The following is a 5,354-nucleotide window of genomic DNA, read 5'->3' on the forward strand; positions in this document are numbered from 1 at the left end:
GCCTCCGCCGAGGGCTCGGTGAACGGGAAAAAGCTCGGGCGGAAGCGGATCCGCGTCTCCGGGCTGAACATCTCCCGCGCGAACAGCTCCAGCGTCCCCTTGAGATCGCCCATGGAGATGTCCCGGTCCACCGCCAGCCCCTCCACCTGGTGGAACATCGGCGAGTGGGTGATGTCGGCGTCGCGCCGGTAGACCTTCCCCGGACAGATCACCCTGACCGGCGGGCGTTGAGCTTTCATGACCCGAATCTGCACCGGCGAGGTATGCGTCCGGAGCAGCACGTCCTCCGACAGGTAGAAGGTGTCCTGCATGTCGCGGGCGGGGTGGTCCCTGGGGATGTTGAGGGCCTCGAAGTTGTAGAAGTCCGACTCGACCTCCGGTCCCTCGGCGACGGTGAAGCTTACGGAAGCGAATATACCGGGATTTGGATGAAATCGGTGGGAGCTTCGCGCTGTGTCGCAAGCTCGTCGAGGAGACGAAGCGAAGCAGGAGGCAGATAGACCTCCTTGCATTCCTCGCACACTTCAGCCGGGAGGCCTTTCACAAGCAACAAGCTGTCGCCCCAGCGGTGGAGATGCTCAATTTTCTTCGCGGTAACTTTTCCGCGGCAGAAGTAACACCGCTCCATGTGATCATCCCTCCCGACGTCTTCGCCAGTTGATCCATCGACGCGGATCTGGGCGGTAGAGCGTGATAATCACGAGTTCTTCCGCGAGGCCGCAGACCAGGTGAATCGGTGCTCCGGCCTCGGTGAACCCGAGCAACAGAAATGACCGCCCCCGGGGGTCCGACGGATAATCCTCGATGATCTCCGCGTTTGAGGAGCAGAGCGCCTCTTCGATCTCCCGAACCGCAAGCAGTTGGTCCTTCCAGTAGCCCACCCTGCCGCCCTCCTACCCCGCCATCAGCTTCTCGGCTGCGCCCTATGCCCTTGCGCCGCGCGCCGCTCCGCTCTCGCGCGCTACGCGCTTCTTACGCCCCGAACTGCTGCAGAAACCGGAGGTCGTTCTCGAAGAAGAGCCGGATGTCGTCGATCCCGTACTTGAGCATGGCGATCCGCTCGACCCCCATGCCGAAGGCCCAGCCCGTCACCTCCTCCGGATCGTAGCCCACGTGCCGGAACACCTGTGGGTGCACCATCCCCGCCCCCAGGATCTCCAGCCACCCCGAGGCCTTGCACACCCGGCAGCCGGCCCCGCCGCAGAGGAAGCACACCACGTCCATCTCCGCCGAGGGCTCGGTGAACGGGAAAAAGCTCGGGCGGAAGCGGATCCGCGTCTCCGGGCTGAACATCTCCCGCGCGAACAGCTCCAGGGTCCCCTTGAGATCGCCCATGGAGGTGTCCCGGTCCACCGCCAGCCCCTCCACCTGGTGGAACATCGGCGAGTGGGTGATGTCGGCGTCGCGGCGGTAGACCTTCCCCGGACAGATCACCCTGACCGGCGGGCGTTGAGCTTTCATGACGCGAATCTGCACCGGGGAGGTGTGGGTCCGGAGCAGAACCTCATCCGAGAGATAGAAGGTGTCCTGCATGTCGCGGGCGGGATGATCCTTGGGGATGTTCAGGGCCTCGAAGTTGTAGGAGTCCGATTCGACTTCGGGGCCCTCGGCGACGGCAAAGCCCAGCCCCAGGAAGATCTCGATGATCTCGTCCTGGACCTGCGTGAGTGGATGCACGGTCCCGAGCGGCGGGCGACGCCCGGGCAGCGTGAGGTCGAGCCGCCGCCCCGCTCGCTCGCGCTCGGCCCGCTTCACCGCCTCGAGGCGCGCGCCCAGCAGCGCCTCGATCTCGGCCTTGGCCTGGTTCGCCTGGCGCCCGAGCTCGGGACGCTCGTCCGGCGGCAGCGACGGGATCGAGCGAAGGAGCTTGGTGAGCAGCCCCTGGCGGCCCAGGTACCTGACGCGGAGGGTCTCCAGCTCGGTGGTCGTCCGGGCCTCGGCCAGACCCCCCCGGACCCCCTCGAGAATCTCCTTCAGGCGCTTATCGGCCACCGTGAGCCCTGGCGGCATCCGCCAGCTTGGCGAAGGCGACCGGGTCGCTCACGGCGAGCTCGGCCAGGATCTTCCGGTCGAGGGTGACGCCGGCCCGCTTGAGCCCGTTCATGAACGCCGAATAGGAGAGGCCGAGGGCGCGCGCGGCGGCGTTGATCCGGACGATCCAGAGGGAACGGAACTGCCGCTTCTTGGCGCGCCGGTCGCGGTACGCGAAGGCGCCGGCCCGAAGCACGGTCTCCTTCGCCGTGCGATAGAGGCGGTGGCGCCCACCGACGTACCCTTTGGCCTTCTTGAGAACCTTCTTGTGGCGGCGCCGGGTCTTGGCGCCGCCCTTCGCCCGTGGCATGGTGGCTCCCTTTCGCTAGAGGTAGGGGACGAGGCGGCGCACCCGCTTCGCGTCGGCCGGAGAGATTTGCACCGCCCGCTTGAGCTGCCGCTTCCGCTTCGGCGGCTTCCACTCGAGCAGGTGGCTCTTCCACCCTTTCCGCCGCAGGATCTTCCCGGACGCGGTGGCCTTGAAGCGCTTGGCCGCCCCCCGCTTGGTCTTGAGCTTGGGCATGGTGGCTCCTAGTGGTGGGACTTGGGCGACAGGAGCATGGTGAGCATCCGTCCTTCCATCTTCGGGCGGTGCTCGATCACGGCGATGTCGGACAGCGCATCCGCCATCTTCTGGAGCATCTTCCACCCGAGCTGGGTGTGCGCCATCTCGCGGCCCCTGAACCGCACCGTAACCTTGGCCTTGTTGCCTTCCTCGAGGAAGCGGCGGATGTGCTTGGCCTTGAAATCGAAGTCGTGGGTCTCGGTCTTCGGGCCCATCTTGACTTCCTTCACCTGGATGATCGTCTGCTTCTTCCGCGCCTCCTTCTGCCGCCTGGCCTGCAGGTACTTGTACTTCCCGAAGTCCATGATCCGGCAGACGGGCGGGGTGGCTTCCGGCGCGACCTCGACCAGGTCGAGCCCCCGCTGGGCCGCCGCCTCCAGCGCCTGAGCGATAGCCAAGATCCCCAGCTGCTCCCCCTCCGGACTCACGACGCGGACCTCCCGGACCCGGATCTCTTCGTTGACACGAATCGACCTGGACTGGATCGCTCGGCTCCTCCCGCTCGGGGTCGGCACCCTACCCCGTGGCGACTTCCTCCCCGGGCCCTTCGGGCACGAGGCGGCGGGCCGTCACTGGGAGCGGCCCACGGTTAGCGTCACTGACCGGCTGGCGATCTCCCCCGCCAGCTCCGCAAGGATCCGCGGAAGCGGGACCTGCCCTAGGTCCTCCCCGGTGCGTCGGCGAAGGCTCACCGTTCCCTCGCGGCTCTCGCGCTCGCCGACGACCAGCATGTAGGGGACCTTCTGGAGCTGGGCCTCGCGGATCCGGTAGCCCAGCTTCTCGTTGCGGTCGTCCAGCTCGACCCGGACCCCGGCCTCCTTGAGCCGCTCGAAGACCGACTGGCCGTAGGCCGCCGTCTTCTCGCTCACCGGAAGCACCCGCGCCTGGACGGGCGCGAGCCAGGTCGGGAAGGCGCCGGCGAAGTGTTCGGTGAGGATCCCGACGAAGCGCTCGAAGGAGCCGTAGATGGCCCGGTGGATCGCCAGCGGGCGCTTGGCCTGGCCGTCGGAGTCGATGTACTCGAGCCGGAACCGCTCCGGCAGCATCACGAAGTCGAGCTGCACCGTGGCCAGCTGCCAGTCCCGGCCCAGGACGTCCGAGATGACCACGTCGATCTTGGGACCGTAGAAGGCGCCCTCGCCCGCCCGGACCTCGTGGGGAAGGTCGCGCTTGCGGATCGCCTCGGCGAGCGCGGTCTCGGCCTGCTCCCAGAGGGCGGGGTCCCCCATCGCCTTGTCCGGCTTGGTGGACAGGAAGAAGCGCGGCTCGAACCCAAACGGGCCGTAGAGGAGCTGGACGATCTCGATGACGCCCAGGATCTCGGCCTGGAGCTGGTCGGGGCGGCAGTAGATGTGGGCGTCGTCCTGCGTGAACTGCCGCACCCTGAACATCCCGGCCAGCGTGCCCGACCTCTCGAAGCGATGGAGCCGTCCGAGCTCCGAGAAGCGCAGCGGCAGGTCACGGTACGAGCGCAGGTGCTGGCGGTAGACGTAGGTGGACTCGGGGCAGTTCATGGGCTTGAGGCTGAAGACCTGCTCCTCCGATTCCACGAAGAACATGTTCTCCCGGTAGTGCTCCCAGTGACCCGACTCCTCCCAGAGCCGCTTGTGCACCAGGATCGGGGTCGAGATCTCCTGGTACCCCCGCGCGTCGTGAACCTCGCGCCAGAAGCGCTCCAGCTCGCGGAAGATCACCATGCCCCTGGGCAGCCAGAAGGCGGCGCCGGGCGCCACGTCGTGGAAGACGAAGAGATCGAGCTCGCGCCCCAGCTTCCTGTGGTCCCTGCGCTTCGCCTCCTCGAGGCGCCACAGATACCGGTCCAGGTCCTCCTGGCTGTGCCAGGCGGTGCCGTAAATCCGCTGGAGCATCGGGTTCTTCTCGCTGCCCCGCCAGTAGGCGCCGGAGCTCGAGAGCAGCTTCACCGCCTTGATGTGGCCCGTGGACGGCACGTGCGGGCCCCGGCAGAGGTCCACGAAATCCCCCTGCCGGTAGAGGGAGACGACCGGCGCATCGATGCCGCGCAGGATCTCCACCTTGAACGGCTCGCCGAGCCTCTCGAAGAACCGCAGCGCGTCGTCGCGGGGCACCTCCTCGCGCACGAAGGGCAGGTCACGCCCGATGATCTCGCTCATCCGCTGCTCGATGCGATTCAGGTCTTCAGCGGTGAACGGCTCGGGCTTCGCGAAATCGTAGTAGAAGCCGTCCTCGATGGCGGGCCCGATGCCCAGCTTCACCTCCGGGAAGAGCTGCTTGACGGCCTGCGCCATCACGTGAGAGGCCGAGTGGCGGAGCGTGGGGAGCGGCTCCGGGGCGCAGTCGAACTCCCCGGCGAAGCTCAGATGGCGTTCTTCTTCCGATTGGGGCATGGAGACAGATAAAAAAAGCACCACTGAGGCCTGACCCCCGTGATGCTTTTCCTCCGCATCAGCTCGCGTCCTGCTCGTCGATGGGCGACCTCCGTGAGGAGCCGTAACATGGTAGGCTCGGGCGGTTTCGAACCGCCGACCTCCTGTGCGTCAGACAGGCGCTCTCCCACTGAGCTACGAGCCTACCCCGGGAAAAGCACGCCCTATCCTAGCAATCGCGCGCTTTGAGTGTCAAGGGGCGCGCCCGCCGAACAGCCGTTTCGGATCTTCGCCCAGGATGATGTGGCCGCACGACCGAAATAGCACGGGAAAGCCGCGATCCGGGGCTCGTGAGCCAGCGGGCCCGATCTTCCGAGGGCTGATTGGGGCCGCCGGCGCGGCCGAGGGAAACA

Annotated in this window: 8 protein-coding genes and 1 tRNA gene; all 9 read right to left on the reverse strand. The window is 66.9% G+C overall.

Annotation, left to right across the window (positions count from 1 at the left end):
* Nucleotides 1-512 (reverse strand): hypothetical protein (locus tag HY726_12590; protein ID MBI4609832.1); only part of this gene is annotated, 512 nt, incomplete at its 3' end.
* On the reverse strand, nt 401-628 hold the full coding sequence (locus HY726_12595; protein MBI4609833.1) for a YgiT-type zinc finger protein: 228 nt from the start codon (nt 626-628) through the stop codon (nt 401-403). The genes HY726_12595 and HY726_12590, both read right to left, overlap by 112 nt.
* A 4-nt stretch (nt 629-632) precedes the next feature.
* Complete coding sequence (locus HY726_12600) at nt 633-881, reverse strand: DUF4258 domain-containing protein (GenBank protein MBI4609834.1); 249 nt, start codon at nt 879-881, stop codon at nt 633-635.
* A gap of 91 nt (nt 882-972) precedes the next feature.
* Nucleotides 973-2,010, reverse strand: coding sequence for a phenylalanine--tRNA ligase subunit alpha (pheS, locus tag HY726_12605; GenBank protein MBI4609835.1), 1,038 nt, complete (start codon nt 2,008-2,010; stop codon nt 973-975).
* A complete protein-coding gene (gene rplT, locus HY726_12610) occupies nt 1,982-2,341 on the reverse strand; it encodes a 50S ribosomal protein L20 (protein ID MBI4609836.1) in 360 nt (119 codons plus the stop codon). The genes pheS and rplT overlap by 29 nt, the downstream gene beginning before the upstream one ends.
* Before the next feature lie 15 nt (nt 2,342-2,356).
* A complete protein-coding gene (gene rpmI, locus HY726_12615) occupies nt 2,357-2,554 on the reverse strand; it encodes a 50S ribosomal protein L35 (protein ID MBI4609837.1) in 198 nt (65 codons plus the stop codon).
* An 8-nt stretch (nt 2,555-2,562) separates the two neighbouring features.
* Complete coding sequence (locus HY726_12620) at nt 2,563-3,066, reverse strand: translation initiation factor IF-3 (protein MBI4609838.1); 504 nt, start codon at nt 3,064-3,066, stop codon at nt 2,563-2,565.
* A 99-nt stretch (nt 3,067-3,165) separates the two neighbouring features.
* Nucleotides 3,166-4,962 (reverse strand): threonine--tRNA ligase, encoded by a 1,797-nt coding sequence (thrS, locus tag HY726_12625; GenBank protein MBI4609839.1) that lies wholly within the window; start codon nt 4,960-4,962, stop codon nt 3,166-3,168.
* A 109-nt stretch (nt 4,963-5,071) separates the two neighbouring features.
* Nucleotides 5,072-5,146 (reverse strand) — tRNA-Val (locus HY726_12630).
* Between the last annotated feature and the right edge of the window lie 208 nt (nt 5,147-5,354).

The sequence above is a fragment of the Candidatus Rokuibacteriota bacterium genome (assembly GCA_016209385.1).
GTDB lineage: Bacteria > Methylomirabilota > Methylomirabilia > Rokubacteriales > CSP1-6 > JACQWB01.

Excerpts from the sequence above, each read along its gene's own strand:
- rpmI (MBI4609837.1), bottom strand. The coding sequence starts at position 2,554 with ATGCCCAAGCTCAAGACCAAGCGGGGGGCGGCCAAGCGCTTCAAGGCC.
- thrS (MBI4609839.1), bottom strand. The coding sequence starts at position 4,962 with ATGCCCCAATCGGAAGAAGAACGCCATCTGAGCTTCGCCGGGGAGTTC.
- HY726_12595 (MBI4609833.1), bottom strand. The coding sequence starts at position 628 with ATGGAGCGGTGTTACTTCTGCCGCGGAAAAGTTACCGCGAAGAAAATT.
- pheS (MBI4609835.1), bottom strand. The coding sequence starts at position 2,010 with ATGCCGCCAGGGCTCACGGTGGCCGATAAGCGCCTGAAGGAGATTCTC.
- rplT (MBI4609836.1), bottom strand. The coding sequence starts at position 2,341 with ATGCCACGGGCGAAGGGCGGCGCCAAGACCCGGCGCCGCCACAAGAAG.